We start from the raw sequence: 15,008 nt of genomic DNA, 5'->3' as shown, positions 1-15,008 counted from the left end.
GCGTCTCAGCTCGCGATGCGCGAGGCGCGGTCGTAGTCCAGCAGCGCCCCGAGGACTTCTTCCCGGGAGTCCGTCAGCAGCAGGTGCCGCGCGTACTCCTGTCCCTGCGCGAGCTGCGCCAGCAGGGGATAGACGGGGCGCGTCCGCGTCCAGAACTCGCGGCCCAGGAAGATCATCGGACTGATGACGCCCACGCTGTTGTAGTGGTTCTGGCAGGCATCCTGGAAGATTTCCTGGATGGTGCCGGCGCTTCCGGGTGCGTAGACGATTCCCCCTCGGGCGATGGTGAGCAGCCCGTCCTCGCGCACGCTGTTGGCGAAGTACTTGGCGATGTGCGTGGCGAAGGGGTTGGGCGGCTCGTGGCCGTAGTGCCACGTGGGGATGCCCAGGCTGGAGCAGGCGAAGACGTCCTTGGGCTCCAGCGGAAAGGCCTCGCGCACCTGGAAGGCCCGGCCCAGCCAATCCCGGTCCGTGTAGCTGGGGGCCTTGGAGAGGATGGCGAGCGCGCCATCGAGTTCGGCCCCCGAACGCACCGCGAACCAGGCGCCCAGGTGAGTGGCCTCCATCGCTCCCGGACCGCCGCCGCTGACGAGGAAGAAGCCCGCGCGCGTCAGCTCCCGGGCCAGCATCGCCACCTCGCGATAGTCGGGCTGGCCGCGCTTCATGGAGTGTCCGCCCATGATGGCCACCACCTTCCGGGACGGCCCGGAGGCGGCGAGCAGGTCCTCCATCGCGTCCGTGACGGCGTGGTCATGCAGTCGCTGCGCGAGCGTCTCCAAGAGCGTGGGCGGCGTGCCACGGCCGTGAGCCTCCCAGTGTCGATAGATGCGTGCGTCGAGCGTGTCCTCGTACGTCTCCGGGCGCATCGGGTCGAAGCCGGCGTACAGCTCCTCGGGAGAGTAGAGGCCGCCCCGGTAGGGCTGGTACGGCACGCCGGTGATGGGAGGGAAGACGAGCGCCCCATGTGCGAGCGCGGCCTGCAGGGCGTCCTTCTCCAGCTCGCACCCCAGGAACACCGTCCCGGCGAGCGCCGCGGTGCTCAGCTCGCGCGTGTAGCGCCGCAGGTCCAGTCCCTGGATGACGACGTTGGCCAGGCTGCTGCCATCGCGAAGGTGCCGCTCGAAGGCCTCGGGAGTCTCTAGCTCAATCACCCGCGAAGGATTCCATGCCTCGGGGCCGGCTAGAAGAGGACAACCATGGTGCCCTGCGGCATTCGCTCATACAGCGCGGCGATATCGCGGGGGTGGAACACGACACAGCCCCAGGACAGCCGACCTCCGCTCTCCTCCAGGGACCACTCCCCTGCCCACCCGTGAAAGCCGATGCCGCTTCCCAGTCGAGTGGTGGCGTCCGTCGCCTCGCGGGCCTCCCAGGCCCGGACGATTCGCTCGCGCGTCTTCGCGGTGAGCCAGCCCTGCTTCACACCCCGGCTCGCGTCCCACGGGTTCGGGTAGTTCACCCGCAGCCAGTGGCCGCCGTAGAACGCGGCGTAGGGCCCGGGGATGTCCCCGCGCAGCGTCTGGACGATGAAGTACATGCCGACGGGCGTGCGGTTGTCTCCTCGCTGCTGCTTGGGCCCCGCTTCCTGGCCAAACCCCACCTCCACGCGGGCCCGCTCGACACCTCGCTCGTAGAGCCGGAGCTGGTTCTGCGCGTGGGAGATGAGCACCAGCACCGGCTCGCTCGCGGGTTGTGGCAGGCGGGAATGCTCGGCGGTGAAGCGCCGGGACTCGTCGGCGGACAGGAGGCGGCCGGAGTGCAGCGACACGGCGAGCCGCTCGGACGCGCCCACCTGGCCGAGCACCTGCCCCTTCGTGACGAGCGCGCCGGGACGAAGCGCCACGGACTTCAGCCTCGAGTACTCCGAGCGGGCGCGAAGCAGCTCATGGTTCTCGTGATACAGGTGTTCCAGCGTGACACTGTCACCTCGTGCGCCGACGGACAGCACGCGGCCCCGGGCCAGTGCTCGCACCTCGCTGCCCGGCCTGGCGCGCGCGACGTCCGGCCACGGCGCGAAGCCCTCCGCCGCCGCGTGCTCGGGTCGAAGATACGACTCGAAGACATCCGGCGTGGAGGCGGTCGCGACCTGGGCAAGGCCCACCCAGGCGAGGCACAGCAACGGGAACCAGGAGCGTGGCGCGGCGGAAGTCACTCGCGGTGGACACTCGGCGCTCGCGGACCGTTCCGTCAACTCCCGCGTTTCTTCCAGCGCGGCGCCTCGCCAGCTCAAGGGCTCAGCGCCGCGCCTCCAGTGCGCGAAGCGCGGCCTGGGCCTGGAGCAGCTCCGGGCGGGCATTGGCGGCGGCGGCGTCCTGGGCGGCGAGTTGGAGCTGCCGCGCAGCCTCCTCGCGCTCTCCCAGTCGCAGGTGGGCCCGCCCCAGCGCACAGCGCAGCAGTGACTTCAGCTTCCGGTCTCCGAGCATCCCCGCGAGCTGGAGGCCTCGCACCGCGTCCTCCTTCGCCAGCTCGGGCGCATCCGCCTGGCTGTGCAGCAGCGCGAGCCCATGGTGGGTGTACGCCATCCCGCCCCGGTCCCCCATGCGCGCCTTCAAGTCGAGCGCGAGCTGGAAGTAATGCACCGCCCGCTCCCTGTCTCCCGCGCGCGCATAGGCATCCCCCAGGTTGAACAGGGCCGTGGAGTGCTCCCACGTGTCCCCCGCGCGCTCCGTCCAGCGCAGCACCGCCGCGTACTCCGCCGTCGCCTGTCCGGGGCGCCCCTGCCCCATCAGCAGCGTCCCCATGGCCCGGTGCAGCGCCGCCTCCACACTCGCCCGCCCCGGACCCTCCTGGTACGGCGCCTGGAGCAACCTCGCCCGAGCACTCGCCAGGCGCGCCTCCGCCTCCTCGAAGCGCCCCAGCCCACACAGCGCGAGCGCACACAGCGCGTCCAACGAGGCCGTACAGACCAGCGCGTCCGGGCCCGCCGCGAGCTCCCCCACGGCCTGCCCCAGCGACACCACTTCCTCGTAGCGCTCCAGCGACAGCACCACCGCGGCCAGCTTGCGCAGACAGTGGAGGTGCTCGGGCGTCGCCAGCACCGCGCGAGGATCCTCGAGCGAGATGGCGATGCGCCAGGCGGACTCGGCCTCCGCTCGCTCTCCCGCCAGCCGGTGCGCGTCCCCGATTCGCTCCCACAGCACACGGGACCACTGGCGCGCGGCGTCCAGCGACAGCGACGCGGCGACGTCCAGCGCGACGCGGTACACCCCCAGCGCCGCCGCCGGCTCCAACGCCGCGAGGTTCCACGCGGCGACCTCCAGCAGGTGCGGCAACGCGCGCTGGGGCACCTTCGCCGCGAGCCAGTGGCGCACCACCTCCGCGCAGGCCCGCCGCCGCGACTCCGCAGGCAGGGCCTCGTACGCCTCCGCCGCGCGCCGATGCAGCGCCAGCTCCTCCACGTCCGACGAAGTCACCTCAGGCGGCCCTGGTGGCCGAGCCCCCACCGCGTACCGCCCCCCCGAGACGGGCCTCAGCCAGCCCCCCGCCTCCAACCCCGCGAGCGCTCCGAAGCCACCGACGAGCGCCCCCAGTACCGACCGGGGAAAACAGGGCCCCAGCACCGCGCTCACGTGCAGCGCCTCGCGCCGGGCGGGTGACAACGCCTCGTGGCGCGCGGCCAGCACCGCCGGGCCCGACGAAGGAAGGGGCACCAGCGGGTGCTCCTCGTGGAACGCGAGCGCATGCAGCAGGTGCAGCGGATGGCCCGCGCCGACCTGGAGCAACGCGTCCCTGGGCCAGCCCGGACGCAGACGCGTCGCGACCAGCGCCTGGGCATCCTCCGGATTGAGCAGGCCCACCTCCAGCATCTCCGCGGTCGGCGGCACGAGCCCCGGGCCGCCCGTGCGCTCCAACACGAGCACGAGCACCGGCGCGTGCGCCAGCCGCGACACCAGCACCTCGACGAGCGCCCGGCTGAGCGGGTCCGCGTGCTGCCAGTCCTCCAGGATGAGGATGCGCGGTCCCCGGTGCGGCAGCAGCGCGTGGCAGAGCGCATCGAACAGCGCGATGCTCTCCGAGGAAAGGCTCGCGGGGATGCCCTGCCACTCGCGTCCCTCCAGGAAGTGCGCGACGCGCTCCGCCTCCGCGCTCGACATCCTCCCCACGCCCGCCACGGGCCGCAGGCCCCGCGTGGCCTCCAGCAGCTCCAGCAAGGGCCCCGCGGGAGTCCCCGGCAGCGCCAGGCCACTGCCCTCCCAGACCTCGAAGCGATCGGCCGTGAGCGACTCCACCAGCGCGTCCTTCAGGCGCGACTTGCCCATGCCCTCCGCGCCCACCAGCCAGACGGCGCGCCCCAGCCCCCTGCGGGCCTCCTCGGCGCACCACTTCAGCCGCTCCAGCAGCGCGGTCCGCCCCACGAGCGGCGGCTGACAGGCCCCCGTCCCCCACCGGCGAACCCCTTCAGCCAGGGACACCCGTGACGACACGCGCGGGCAGGTGGACAGGCCAGGGGAAAGTCGTGTCCCGCAGGCCAGGCACACGCCCGAAGACGAGGTCATGAGCACCTCCAGAGCCCGAACCTCTAACGCTCCCGGCCCCTCGCGCCCCTCGCGCCCAGGGGTTGTGCGTGTGTATTGAATTCGCCTGTGGCCCTGCCCTCCAAGCCACCGCACGCCTCCTCGGCGCTTCTGGGGGTGCGCTCAAACCCTCACAATCCGCGCCAATCCGCCACCAATGACAGACGTTTCCAGCCCCACCGCCCCAGCCCTCACCCGCAGTATGTTCCGCCCCGTTTCTTGGAGGGCAGGCAGGCGTGTCGAGAACTGTTGAATACGAAATAAATTTGGTCGATGGTTGTCTCCGTCGCAACGCGGCGAACCCCCGCCGTGACCTTGGAGACCCCCCCCAGCTGAAACCAGAAACCGGCCCGTCGTGAGATGGCCGCCGGACACACTCCCTGTCTGTCTGTTTTTGAATCCCCAGAGGTCCCTACATGAAGAAGTCTCTTCTGCTGGCTGGAGCACTGCTCGGCCTGAGCGCCACCGCTTGTGGTCCCCAGGACGACGTCACCGAGCTGGGCGAGGCCCCCGCCGGGCTGGATGCCACGGCGTTCGCCACGTCCGTCTCCGCCGCCGCGCTGACGGCCACGGGCTGTACGCAGCTCACGGCCGCGTCCGTCATCGCCAAGGGTCATGACGGCAACGTGCCGGCCAACACGATGGACGACAAGCTGGGCACCCGCTGGAGCTATCTCGGCAAGGGTGGATGGATCGACTACGACCTGGGCGCCAGCAAGTCCATCTCCGGCGTCACCATCGCCTGGCACGAAGGCACCACGCGGGCCAACACCTTCACGGTGTCCGTCTCGCCGGATGGCTACACGTACACGCAGGTGTTCAGCGGCACGAGCAGCAAGTCGTCCTCCGCGGAGACGTACTCGTTCAGCAAGGTCACCGCGCGCCGCGTGCGCATCACCTTCATGGGCAACACCATGAACGACTGGGCGTCCATCGCCGAGGCGCGGGCCTGCTCCGCCACGACCACGACACCGCCCCCGACGACGCCTCCCCCCACGGGCAGCAGCGTGGTGTGGGTGGGTGACTTCGAGACGAACAACATCAGCCAGTGGACGCGAGCGCAGATGGTGAGCGCGGACCGGCTGGCGATGGTGTCCTCGCCGAAGCGCCAGGGTGGCTACGCGCTCAAGGCCACGGTGAAGCGGGGCGACGACCCCATCAACTCCAGCGGCAACCGCAACGAGCTGGTGCGGATGACGCGCGAGCCGTCGGGCTCCGAGTACTACTACCGCTGGAGCACGATGTTCGACTCCACGTTCCCCAACGTGAACACGTGGCAGCTCTTCACCCAGTGGCACCAGGAGAGCGATACCGTGGGCGGCTCGCCCCCGGTGGAGTTCTACGTCTACGGCAACGAGGTCCGCCTCAACATCGGCGGCAACCCGGGCACCATCGTCTGGCGCGCCCCGCTGACGCGCGGCAAGTGGATGGACTTCATCTTCCACGTGCGCTGGTCCGCGGACTCGAAGGTGGGCTTCGTGGAGCTGTACCTCGACGGCAAGCTGGTGATGCCCAAGCGCTACATCGCGACCCAGTACTCCGGCCAGGTCAACTACCTGAAGATTGGCCTGTACCGGAATGACACCATCACCCAGACGGGCATCGTCTACCACGACGGCTGGCTGATGGCCCGGAAGCTCGAGGACGTGCTCAACCCCACGGCGGTCATCAAGGCCCCGTAGGCACGCCACGGCTGTACGGCACCCCACACCGTGCCCTCATCCGGGCCGGGGGCGCGTCCCCACGCGGCCTCGGCCCGGAGTAGTTTCCGGACATGCCCAACAGCCTGCGCGTCGTCCATGTCCAGGTCCACGTCAAGCCGGAGCACGTGGACGCCTTCCGCGAAGCCACCCTCGCCAACGCGCGAGCGAGCGCCCAGGAGCCCGGCATCGCCCGCTTCGACGTCATCCAGGACGCCGACGACGCGACGCGCTTCGTGCTCGTGGAGGTCTACCGGACGGCCCAGGCTCCCGCCGAACACAAGGAGACGGCCCACTACCTCACCTGGCGCGACACCGTGGCGCCGATGATGGCGGAGCCGCGCGCCAGCCGGAAGTTCGTCAACCTGTTCCCCGAAGACGCCGGGTGGTGACGTGAGTCCCACGGCCTTCGAGTTCGCCACCGCGACACGCATCGTCTTCGGCCCGGGCCGGCTGTCCGAGGCCCCTGAACTGGTGCGCTCGCTCGGCGGTCAGCGGGTGTTGCTCGTCACCGGGAAGGCCCCCGCGCGAGCGCGCGGCCTGAAGGCGTCGCTGGAGGCGCTCGGCCTCGCCGTGGAGTCCTTCGCCGTGGAGGGCGAGCCCACGGTGGAGCTCGTGCGCCAGGGCCTGGGCGTCCTCGGGGAGGCGCGCTGTGACGTCGTCGTGGCGATGGGCGGAGGCAGCGCGCTCGACGCGGGCAAGGCGCTCGCCGCGCTGGCGACACAGGGGGGAGATCCACTCGACTATCTGGAGGTCATCGGGCGGGGCCAGCCGCTCACCCGGGCGTCGCTGCCCTTCGTGGCCATTCCCACCACGGCGGGCACCGGCTCGGAGGTGACGCGCAACGCGGTGCTGGGCTCGAAGCAGGCCCAGGTGAAGGCGAGCCTGCGCGGGCCACAGCTGCTGCCGCGCGTGGCGCTCGTGGACCCGGACCTGCTCATCGGCGCGCCCCCCGCCGTCCTGGCCTCCAGCGGCATGGATGCGCTGTCCCAGCTCATCGAGCCCTTCCTCTCCGCGCGCGCCAACCCCCTCACCGACGCCCTGGCACGCGAGGGCCTGCGCCGCTCCGCGCGCTCGCTGCGTCGAGCCGTCCTGACGGAGCCGGACGCGGAGGCGCGCGAGGACCTGGCGCTGGCCAGCCTCTTCGGCGGCCTGTGCCTGGCGAACTCCGGGCTGGGCGCGGTGCACGGCTTCGCGGCGCCAGTGGGCGGCATGTTCGACGCGCCCCATGGCGCCGTCTGCGCGGCCCTGCTTCCCGCCGTGCTCGACGTCAACCTGCGCGCCCTTCGCGCTCGCGCACCGGAGCACCCCTCCCTGCTCCGCTTCCGTGAGCTGGCCGCGATGCTCACCGGCCGGCCCGATGCTCGCGAGGAGGACGCCCTCGCGTGGGTGGAGTCGCTGCGCGCCGAGCTCCAGATTCCCGGCCTCGCCACCTACGGGCTGACGCCCGCGCGACTGCCAGAGTTGGTGACGAAAGCGCGCGCCGCGAGCAGCATGAAGGCCAATCCGTTGACGCTCACCGAGGCGGAGCTGACGGAGATCGCCACCCGGTCCCTTTAGCGAGCCGCCCCACACCTTCGAGGAATGCCCATGGAAGACATCGAGCTTCAGACCCGTGATGGAACAATGGACGCGAAGCTGTTCCAGCCGGAGGGGCGCGGCCCGTGGCCCGCCGTCATCCTGCTGACGGACGCGCTGGGCATCCGCCCCGCCTTCGAGCACATGGCCCAACGACTCGCCGACGGCGGCTACGTCGTCCTGCTGCCGAACGTCTTCTACCGCGAGGGCCGCGCCGCGAGCCTCGACCTGAACGGCACTTTCGCGGACGAGGCGTTCCGCAAGCGCATCTACGCGCTCATCGCGACCCTGACGCCGGAGCGGCTGCGCGACGACGGCGCGGCACAGCTCGACTTCCTCTCGCGACTGCCCCAGGTGCGCGGCCCCAAGGTCGGCGTGGCCGGCTACTGCATGAGTGGCTCCATCGCCGTGCGCCTGGCCGCGGACTTTCCGGACACCATCGCCGCGGCGGTGTCCAACCATGGAGGCAGGCTGGCGACGGAGTCCCCGGACAGCGCCCACCTGCGCGTGGGTGACGTTCGCGGCGAGCTCGTGTTCGGCCACGCGGACCAGGACAGCTCCATGCCGGCCGACGCAATCCTTCGGCTGGAGACGGCACTGAAGAACGCGGGCGTCCGACACCAGTCCCGACTCCACGTCGGCGCGCGACACGGCTATGCGGTGGACGGCTCCGCGACCTACGACAAGGACACCGCCGAGCAACACTGGCGCGAGCTGTTCGACGTGTTCGGCCGCACCCTCTCCACCTGAGGACGTGTCAGGGCCCTGGCTTGCATTTGAAAGCGGCCGGCGTTATTCGTAGCGACATGGTTCTGGTCGTCAGTGCTCGTCGATTTAGCAGCCCCCCGGCTCCCTTTGGGTGTCGGGAGGGCGTGCCGCACTGAGCGCACGAACCTCTCGTTGGTGAAACGCCGTCAGGCGCGACGCCCACCCGAAGCCGCCGGGGGGGCATCCGAGGCCGGCGGCGCCTGGCGGACTTCTCGCTCGGCGTGCCGGAGACCCTGCGTTTCCACCGCTTCCGAGAGGTTTCCATGTCGTCCCCTTCCGTCTCCATCCTCAGCGCCGAGGAGCTTCGGCGCGCGCTCTCCGTTCGTGACCTGACCGACCCTGCTTCCGGCCCGCATGCCCTGCAACGGCTGGTGGCCTCCGCGCTGGACGCCCTGCGCTCCGCCTGGGGCTGCGACGTCCTCATCCACCGACAGAGCCCCGTCGTCTCCATCGCCGACAACTACGACCGGCTCCACTACCCACCGGGCGGCGTGGCCCGGGACGCGCGCTACACGCGGTATGTCTGTGACACGGCCCTCTTGCGCTCACAGACGTCCGCCATGATTCCGGCCGTGCTGCGCAAGCTGGCGGCGTCCCCACCCGAGGACGTGCTGTTGGCCTGTCCAGGCCTCGTCTACCGCCGCGACTGCATCGACCGGCTGCACACCGGCGAGCCGCACCAGATGGACCTCTGGCGCGTGCGACGCGGACCGCCCCTCACCTCCGCGGACCTGCGACAGATGATTCACACCGTGGTGGGCGCGCTGCTGCCCGGGCGCGAGGTGCGGCTCACCGACGCCGTGCATCCGTACACGACGGACGGGCTCCAGGTGGATGTTCGCGAGGGTGAGGAGTGGGTGGAGATTGGCGAGTGCGGCCTGGCACTGCCCGCGCTGCTCGCGGAGAGCGGCCTGGAGGCGGGCCCCGTCACCGGGCTCGCCATGGGCCTGGGGTTGGACCGCATCCTGATGTTGCGCAAGGGCCTGGATGACATCCGGCTCCTGCGCTCCACGGACGCGCGCATCTCCACCCAACTGTTGGACCTGGAACCCTATCGTCCGGTGTCGCTGATGCCGGCGGTGCGCAGGGACATGTCGCTCGTCATCGACGAAGGCCGAACGTCCGAGGAGCTGGGGGACGCGGTGCGCGCCGCGCTTGGCGAGCGGGCGGAGCTGGTGGAGAGCGTGGAGGTGGTGACGGAGACTCCGTACTCCGCGCTCCCTCCCAGCGCCGTGAAGCGCCTGGCCCTCCGTCCGGACCAGAAGAACGTGCTGCTGCGGGTGGTGCTGCGCGCGTTGGAGCGCACGCTGACGCATGACGAGTGCAACGTCCTGCGCGACGACATCTACGCGGCGCTGCACCAGGGCACCACGTGGGAGTGGGCCGCGCGACCCCACTGAAGGCCGCGCGACTGAGGGCCGGACGCTCAGACCTTGTAGAGCAGGTCCATGTACTTCTTGAGCAAGTCGCTCACCAGGCCTCGGAAGGGGACGGCGGCCGCCATGCCGTAGACGGGCGCCATCGTCCCCTTCTCGCCCGGGTGGGCCTTCACGTGATCCACCGCCTCGCGCAGGTCCGCGAGGAAGCGCTCGGCCACGCCTGGCTGCGCGTGCCGCAAGGTGACGCAGAGGTGCACGGCCGCGGGCTTGTGCAGACCGTTGAGGCTCCACCCGCGCTCGCCCATCCGCTCCATCACCTTGAAGATGTCCAGCGTCTCCGAGCCGAAGGCGATGACGAACAGCGGGTCTCCCAGCACGTGCAGCTCGGGGACGGAGCGGATGCCCTGCTTCAGGGTGTCCGCCGTCTCCAGGATGCGGCGCGTGGCCTCCATGTAGCCCTGCTCGCCCATGCTCACCAGCGACGCCCAGGCCACGGCGATGAGGGCGCCGGGGCGGCTGCCGGAGAAGGTGGGCGAGAAGTAGATGCCCCCGGGCCACTCGGTGGCCGTGAAGTACTGGTGCGAGCGCAGCGCCGTGCCCCGGTACAGCACCACCGACGAGCCCTTCGCCGCGTACCCGAACTTGTGCGTGTCCACGGACATGGACGTCACGCCCGGCAGCCGGAAGTCGAAGGGCGGCACCTGACGCCCCAGCGCGCGCGCGAAGGGCAGCACGAAGCCGCCCAGGCACGCGTCCGTGTGGAAGCCCAGGCGCTTCTTGCGCGCCAGCTCCGACAGCTCGGAGATGGGGTCGATGACGCCGTGGGGAAAGCCCGGCGCGGAGCCGATGAGGAGGATGGTGTTGCGGTTGAGGGCCTTGCGCGTCGCCGCCACGTCCGCGCGGTAGTCCGGCCCCACCGGCACGCGCACCATCTTCACGCCGAAGTAGTGCGCCGCCTTGTCGAAGGCCGGGTGCGCGCTGGAGGGCGCCACCATCTCCGGCTTCGTGATTCCCTTCGTCTCCCGGGCCCAGTCCCGGTACGTCTTCACCGCGAGCATGATGCTCTCGGTGCCACCCGAGGACATGGAGCCGCAGACGTGCTCGTCGGGCACGCGGCCCGCGTTGGCGGCATCGGCGCCCAGCATGCTCGCCGCCATGGCCACGACCTCCGCCTCGAACTTGGTGGCGCTGGGCCACAGGTCCGCGTGCAGCGGGTTGCTCTGCGAGTGCAGGGCGTAGACGCGGTTGAGGAAGTCGATGTGCTCCTGGTCACCGTTGTAGACGGCACCGGACACCTTGCCCTCCCGCCAGCGTTCCTCCTCCTGGGCCTCCAGCGCCTGGAGCTCGCGCAGCACCTCCTCGCGAGAGCGGCCCGTCACCGGCAGGCGCCCGAAGGCCGTCATCTTCCCCCGGTAGGGCTTGAGGCTCCCCTCCAGCTCGGACAGCAGCGTGTCCGTCTCCTTCGACAACAAGTCCCGCACCAGCGGCACGGCCTTGAGGTAGCGCTCGGCCGCCGACAGCAACCGGGGCGGGACGTGGTTCAGCAGCTTGAGCGACTTCGGGTCTGGCAGGGCCATCTTCACTCCTTGGCGTCAGGCGCTCCGGGCGCGATTGAGGCGCGCGAAGATGGCCTTGTTGCTCTTGTAGAGATTGACGAACTCGCGGAACAACTCGTCGTACATCGCCCGGTTGGCCGGGTCGGGCTCGAAGGTGCGAGCGATGGGGACGAGCGACGGAATCTCCTCCACCGTCAGCTCGCCCAGCGCCACCGCCGCCTGGAACGCGGCCCCGCGCGCGTTGGCGAGCACCGGCTCGTCCACCTGCTGAATCACCCGGTCCAACACGTCCGCGTGAATCTGGCACCACAGCGCGGACCTGGCGCCGCCACCGATGATGCGCAGCGAGTCCAGCCTCCGGCCGACGAACTGCTCCACGTAGGTGAACAGCCAGCGCGAGTTGTAGGCCACGCCCTCCATCACCGCCCGCACCAGGTGCGCACGGGTCGTCTTGAGGGATTGGTTGAAGAAGCCCCCGCGCAGGGACTTGTCGTCCACGGGGCTCCGCTCCCCGTTGAGCCAGGGCATGAAGATGAGCTTGTCGCTGCCCGCGGGCACCTTCCCCGCCTCGCGCTCCATCAGCCGGTACACCTCCGCGGAGTCCTCTTCCGCTCCAGGCCCGCCCCCGTGGCCATACAGGATGTTGTCCTTGAGGAAGGTGAGGCAGATGCCGGCGGACTCCTGCTCGTTGGCCAGCAGGTAGCGCCCCGGCAGCGCGGAGGGGACGGAGGCCATCTGATGGAACAGGTCCGACTTCTTGTAGGGCACGTGGCAGCACAGCCAGGACGACGTGCCCACGCACAGGTGCGCCTCGTGGTCTCTCACCGCGCCGGAGCCCACCGCCGCCGCGAGGATGTCCGGCGCGCCCGTCACCACGCGCACGTCCTCGCTCAGCCCCAGCTCGTTCGCGGCCCGGGCGCTCAGCGGCCCCAGCACGCTCGCCGCGGGCACCAGGTCCGGCAGCTTGTCGCGGTGCAGGCCCACCATCTTCAAGAGCCGCTCGTCGTAGACGATGCGGTTCAGCGCGCGGTTGTCCGTCACCCAATGCAGGGTGATGGAGTCGAACGACGCCGCGAAGCGTCCGCTCAGCCGCAGGTTGAGCCAGTCCTTGGGCTCCAGGAACTTGTAGGCGTCGCGGTAGATGTCGGGGTGCTCGGCCTGGAGGTAGAGGATGTGGCCCACCGGGTCCTTGCCGGAGAGGCTGGGCACCCCGCCCGTCAGGCGAATCCACGTCAACAGCCGCGCCGCGCCGTAGCCTTCGATGGGAATGAGCCCGCCTGCCACGCGCCGGACGTGGGGGGCGCCGCGCGAGTCCATCCAGATGAGCGCCGGACGCAGGGGCTTGCCTTGCGCGTCCACGGCCACGGTGCCGGACCACTGGGAGCTGCAGTTGACGCTGGCGATGTCACGCGCGGCCACCCGCCCCGACGCCAGCAGGCGACGCGTGCCCCGGACGACGGCGCTCCACCACGCCTCCGGGTCCTGCTCCGCGCCTCCATCGGGCAGGAGGTCGAGCGCCAGCGGCTCCACCTCGCCGCCGAGAATCCTTCCGCGAAGGGTGACGACGGCCAGCTTCACGGCCGAGGTGCCCAGGTCGATGGCCAGGATGGACTTCTCGCCTGCTTGGGACACTCGGCCCTCCGAGCCGGACTGCGTGATGCCGCCAACGCCGCGGCGCCGGGACTCTAGAAAGCGCGTCGCGCATCCCGCCATCCACAACTCACGGCAAGGGCGCTTTTCTGAACGCCTGGGCCCCGCGCGCGCCCGAGGTGCTAGCCTGCGCCGATTCCTGGGGGTGGCATGCGCCGGTTCTTCGTCAGCGCGCGGGAGCTGTGGCAACGGCACCCGGTGGCGCTCGGTCTCTCGGTGACCTTCACGCTCAGCCTGCTGCTGCGCTGGCTGTATCTGCAGTCCGCGCCGGACCGCGCGTGGCCCTTCTCCATCTTCTTCTACGGGGACGCGCGCTTCTTCCACACGTACGCGCTGGAGCACGTGCGCGGCACGGAAGGCCCCGCCACCCTGCCCTACCATCCGCCCCTGTTCCCCTGGCTCCTCGGGGTGCTGTACCGCGTGCTGGGGGAGCCCCAGGGCAATGCCTATCCATACAAGCTGTGCCTCGCCGCCCTGAGCGCGGCCACGGTGGCGCTGTCCTGGGCCTGGTGGCGCAAGCTGCTGGGCACCGCGTGGAGTCTGGTGGGCGCGGCCCTCTTCGCCTCCAGCTTCGGCTGGCTGGTGCTCTCCACGACGTACAGCAACGAGGTCCTCTACGCCTTCTTCCTGTCCGCCACGCTCGCGCTCGTCCTGCGGCACAAGGCGGGGCCGACCTGGGGCGGCGCCGCGCTCCTGGGCCTCGTCATGGGCCTGGGCTCGCTCACCCGCGCCGAGCACCTCTACCTGTGGCCCTTCCTGCTCGCGTGGGCCTGGCTCTACCGGGGCTCGACGCCGCTGCCCGCGCTCGCCATCCGCTGGGGCGCCGCGGTGCTCGTCTGTGGACTGGTGCTCGCGCCGTGGGCCGTGCGCAACGCGAAGGTGCTCGGCGAGCTGAACGCGAACACTCCGACGCTGGAGCCGCTGCCGGTGCTCGCGCCCGTCACCGCCTATGGCCCCATCAACTTCGCCATGGCGAACCACGCGCGCGCCACCGGCGGCTTCACTCCGGACTCCGTCAATCAGCTCGGCCAGGAAGGCCACCTGGACGTGGCCAATCCCGCGCAGCGCAAGCTCTTGCTGCATGGCTATGCGGTGGGCCTGGAGTGGATGCGCGAGCACCCCGCGGACGCCGCGCGCCTCTGGAGCACCAAGCTGTCGCGCTGGCTGGACGGCCTGAGCCTGGGCCTGGGCGCCTCCAACCTCCCCTCCGGCCTGAGCGGCGCGCGCGCCCCGGTGGACCTCTTCGTCCCCGAGGGCACGTGGCTGAAGTGGCCGCTGCTCGTGCTGCTCGTCGCGGGCGCCGCGCTGTCCCTCACCCGCCCCTGGCGCGAGCTCAGCCTGCTCACGCTGGTCGTCCTGCACCGCGCGCTCATCACCGTCGCCTTCTTCGGCTACACGCGCGGCCTGCTCACCATCTTCCCCGCACTGGTTCCGCTGCTGCTGCTGCCCCTCGTCGTCCTCACCGCGCGCCGCCCCGCACTGGCCACGCGCGTGCCCGCACTCGTGGTGGCCCTGCTGCTGCTGTTGTGGGTGGAGGCCGGCGCGCTGGCGCTCGGCGCGCCTCGAGGCTTCATGGCCAGCGGAAGCACGGACAGGACCAGCGGCAAGCTCATCCAGGATGACTGGGTGCGCATCTGGCCGCGCTAGCCCGCAACACCCTGTCAATAAAATTTTGGTGGCAGTGGCACACTTCCGCGCTCAGAGCCATGGTGGGATTTACTTACAGTGCGTTATGGCGTTGGCCAGTGAACACTTCGCGGCCTTGTTTTTCCTAGGGATCCAGTTTCGATTGGTAGCCGGGGAATAAGGCATATTCATTTTTTGGTGAGGCATCAGTAAGGCGTCTGCGGGCTCCGTCTTGGA

The 15,008-nt window shown here is 70.5% G+C and carries 11 protein-coding genes; 6 read left to right on the top strand and 5 right to left on the bottom strand.

What is annotated here, in order from left to right; translation table 11 throughout:
• Positions 1 to 5 precede the first annotated feature (5 nt).
• The 3 genes from HUA74_RS15485 to HUA74_RS15475 all read right to left on the bottom strand — a co-directional run bounded on the left by HUA74_RS15485 (position 6) and on the right by HUA74_RS15475 (position 4,496).
• Entirely contained in the window at positions 6 to 1,151 is a 1,146-nt protein-coding gene (locus HUA74_RS15485; protein WP_141645183.1) for an LOG family protein, read from the bottom strand.
• Between the two features lie 29 nt (positions 1,152 to 1,180).
• A complete protein-coding gene (locus HUA74_RS15480) occupies positions 1,181 to 2,152 on the bottom strand; it encodes a L,D-transpeptidase family protein (protein WP_174455132.1) in 972 nt (323 codons plus the stop codon).
• An 82-nt stretch (positions 2,153 to 2,234) separates the two neighbouring features.
• Positions 2,235 to 4,496 carry an AAA family ATPase gene (locus HUA74_RS15475; protein WP_174455131.1) on the bottom strand — a complete coding sequence of 754 codons (2,262 nt, stop codon included), beginning with the start codon at positions 4,494 to 4,496 and terminating at the stop codon, positions 2,235 to 2,237.
• A 434-nt stretch (positions 4,497 to 4,930) separates the two neighbouring features.
• Between HUA74_RS15475 and HUA74_RS15470 the strand changes: the two genes are divergently transcribed.
• The 5 genes from HUA74_RS15470 (at position 4,931) to HUA74_RS15450 (ending at position 9,960) form a co-directional block, all read left to right on the top strand.
• Positions 4,931 to 6,196 carry a heparin lyase I family protein gene (locus tag HUA74_RS15470; RefSeq protein ID WP_174455130.1) on the top strand — a complete coding sequence of 422 codons (1,266 nt, stop codon included), beginning with the start codon at positions 4,931 to 4,933 and terminating at the stop codon, positions 6,194 to 6,196.
• A 92-nt stretch (positions 6,197 to 6,288) separates the two neighbouring features.
• Entirely contained in the window at positions 6,289 to 6,606 is a 318-nt protein-coding gene (locus HUA74_RS15465) for an antibiotic biosynthesis monooxygenase (protein WP_141640926.1), read from the top strand.
• 1 nt (position 6,607) lies between these two features.
• Complete coding sequence (locus HUA74_RS15460) at positions 6,608 to 7,774, top strand: iron-containing alcohol dehydrogenase (protein WP_174455129.1); 1,167 nt, start codon at positions 6,608 to 6,610, stop codon at positions 7,772 to 7,774.
• A 30-nt stretch (positions 7,775 to 7,804) separates the two neighbouring features.
• Positions 7,805 to 8,542 carry a dienelactone hydrolase family protein gene (locus HUA74_RS15455; protein ID WP_174455128.1) on the top strand — a complete coding sequence of 246 codons (738 nt, stop codon included), beginning with the start codon at positions 7,805 to 7,807 and terminating at the stop codon, positions 8,540 to 8,542.
• A 281-nt stretch (positions 8,543 to 8,823) separates the two neighbouring features.
• Positions 8,824 to 9,960: a hypothetical protein gene (locus tag HUA74_RS15450; RefSeq protein ID WP_174455127.1), complete on the top strand. Its 1,137-nt coding sequence runs from the start codon at positions 8,824 to 8,826 to the stop codon at positions 9,958 to 9,960.
• 26 nt (positions 9,961 to 9,986) lie between these two features.
• On the opposite strand, the gene HUA74_RS15445 is transcribed toward HUA74_RS15450, so the two are convergent.
• Positions 9,987 to 11,516, bottom strand: a complete 1,530-nt coding sequence (locus HUA74_RS15445) for an aminotransferase class V-fold PLP-dependent enzyme (RefSeq protein WP_174455126.1) — start codon at positions 11,514 to 11,516, stop codon at positions 9,987 to 9,989.
• Between the two features lie 15 nt (positions 11,517 to 11,531).
• Positions 11,532 to 13,127 carry an FGGY-family carbohydrate kinase gene (locus HUA74_RS15440; RefSeq protein WP_371817241.1) on the bottom strand — a complete coding sequence of 532 codons (1,596 nt, stop codon included), beginning with the start codon at positions 13,125 to 13,127 and terminating at the stop codon, positions 11,532 to 11,534.
• 168 nt (positions 13,128 to 13,295) lie between these two features.
• Here HUA74_RS15440 and HUA74_RS15435 point away from each other — a divergent pair, with 168 nt between their 5' ends.
• Positions 13,296 to 14,792, top strand: coding sequence for a glycosyltransferase family 39 protein (locus tag HUA74_RS15435; RefSeq protein WP_174455124.1), 1,497 nt, complete (start codon positions 13,296 to 13,298; stop codon positions 14,790 to 14,792).
• Positions 14,793 to 15,008 lie beyond the last annotated feature (216 nt).

The organism is Myxococcus sp. CA051A (assembly GCF_013336705.1).
In the GTDB taxonomy this organism is placed as follows: Bacteria; Myxococcota; Myxococcia; order Myxococcales; family Myxococcaceae; genus Myxococcus; species Myxococcus llanfairpwllgwyngyllgogerychwyrndrobwllllantysiliogogogochensis.
This window is presented reverse-complemented; position numbering and strand designations above follow the sequence as displayed.

Coding starts and splice junctions, on each gene's coding strand:
- HUA74_RS15475 (WP_174455131.1), bottom strand. CDS start 4,496: ATGACCTCGTCTTCGGGCGTGTGCCTGGCCTGCGGGACACGACTTTCC.
- HUA74_RS15445 (WP_174455126.1), bottom strand. CDS start 11,516: ATGGCCCTGCCAGACCCGAAGTCGCTCAAGCTGCTGAACCACGTCCCG.
- HUA74_RS15450 (WP_174455127.1), top strand. CDS start 8,824: ATGTCGTCCCCTTCCGTCTCCATCCTCAGCGCCGAGGAGCTTCGGCGC.
- HUA74_RS15435 (WP_174455124.1), top strand. CDS start 13,296: ATGCGCCGGTTCTTCGTCAGCGCGCGGGAGCTGTGGCAACGGCACCCG.
- HUA74_RS15455 (WP_174455128.1), top strand. CDS start 7,805: ATGGAAGACATCGAGCTTCAGACCCGTGATGGAACAATGGACGCGAAG.
- HUA74_RS15470 (WP_174455130.1), top strand. CDS start 4,931: ATGAAGAAGTCTCTTCTGCTGGCTGGAGCACTGCTCGGCCTGAGCGCC.
- HUA74_RS15465 (WP_141640926.1), top strand. CDS start 6,289: ATGCCCAACAGCCTGCGCGTCGTCCATGTCCAGGTCCACGTCAAGCCG.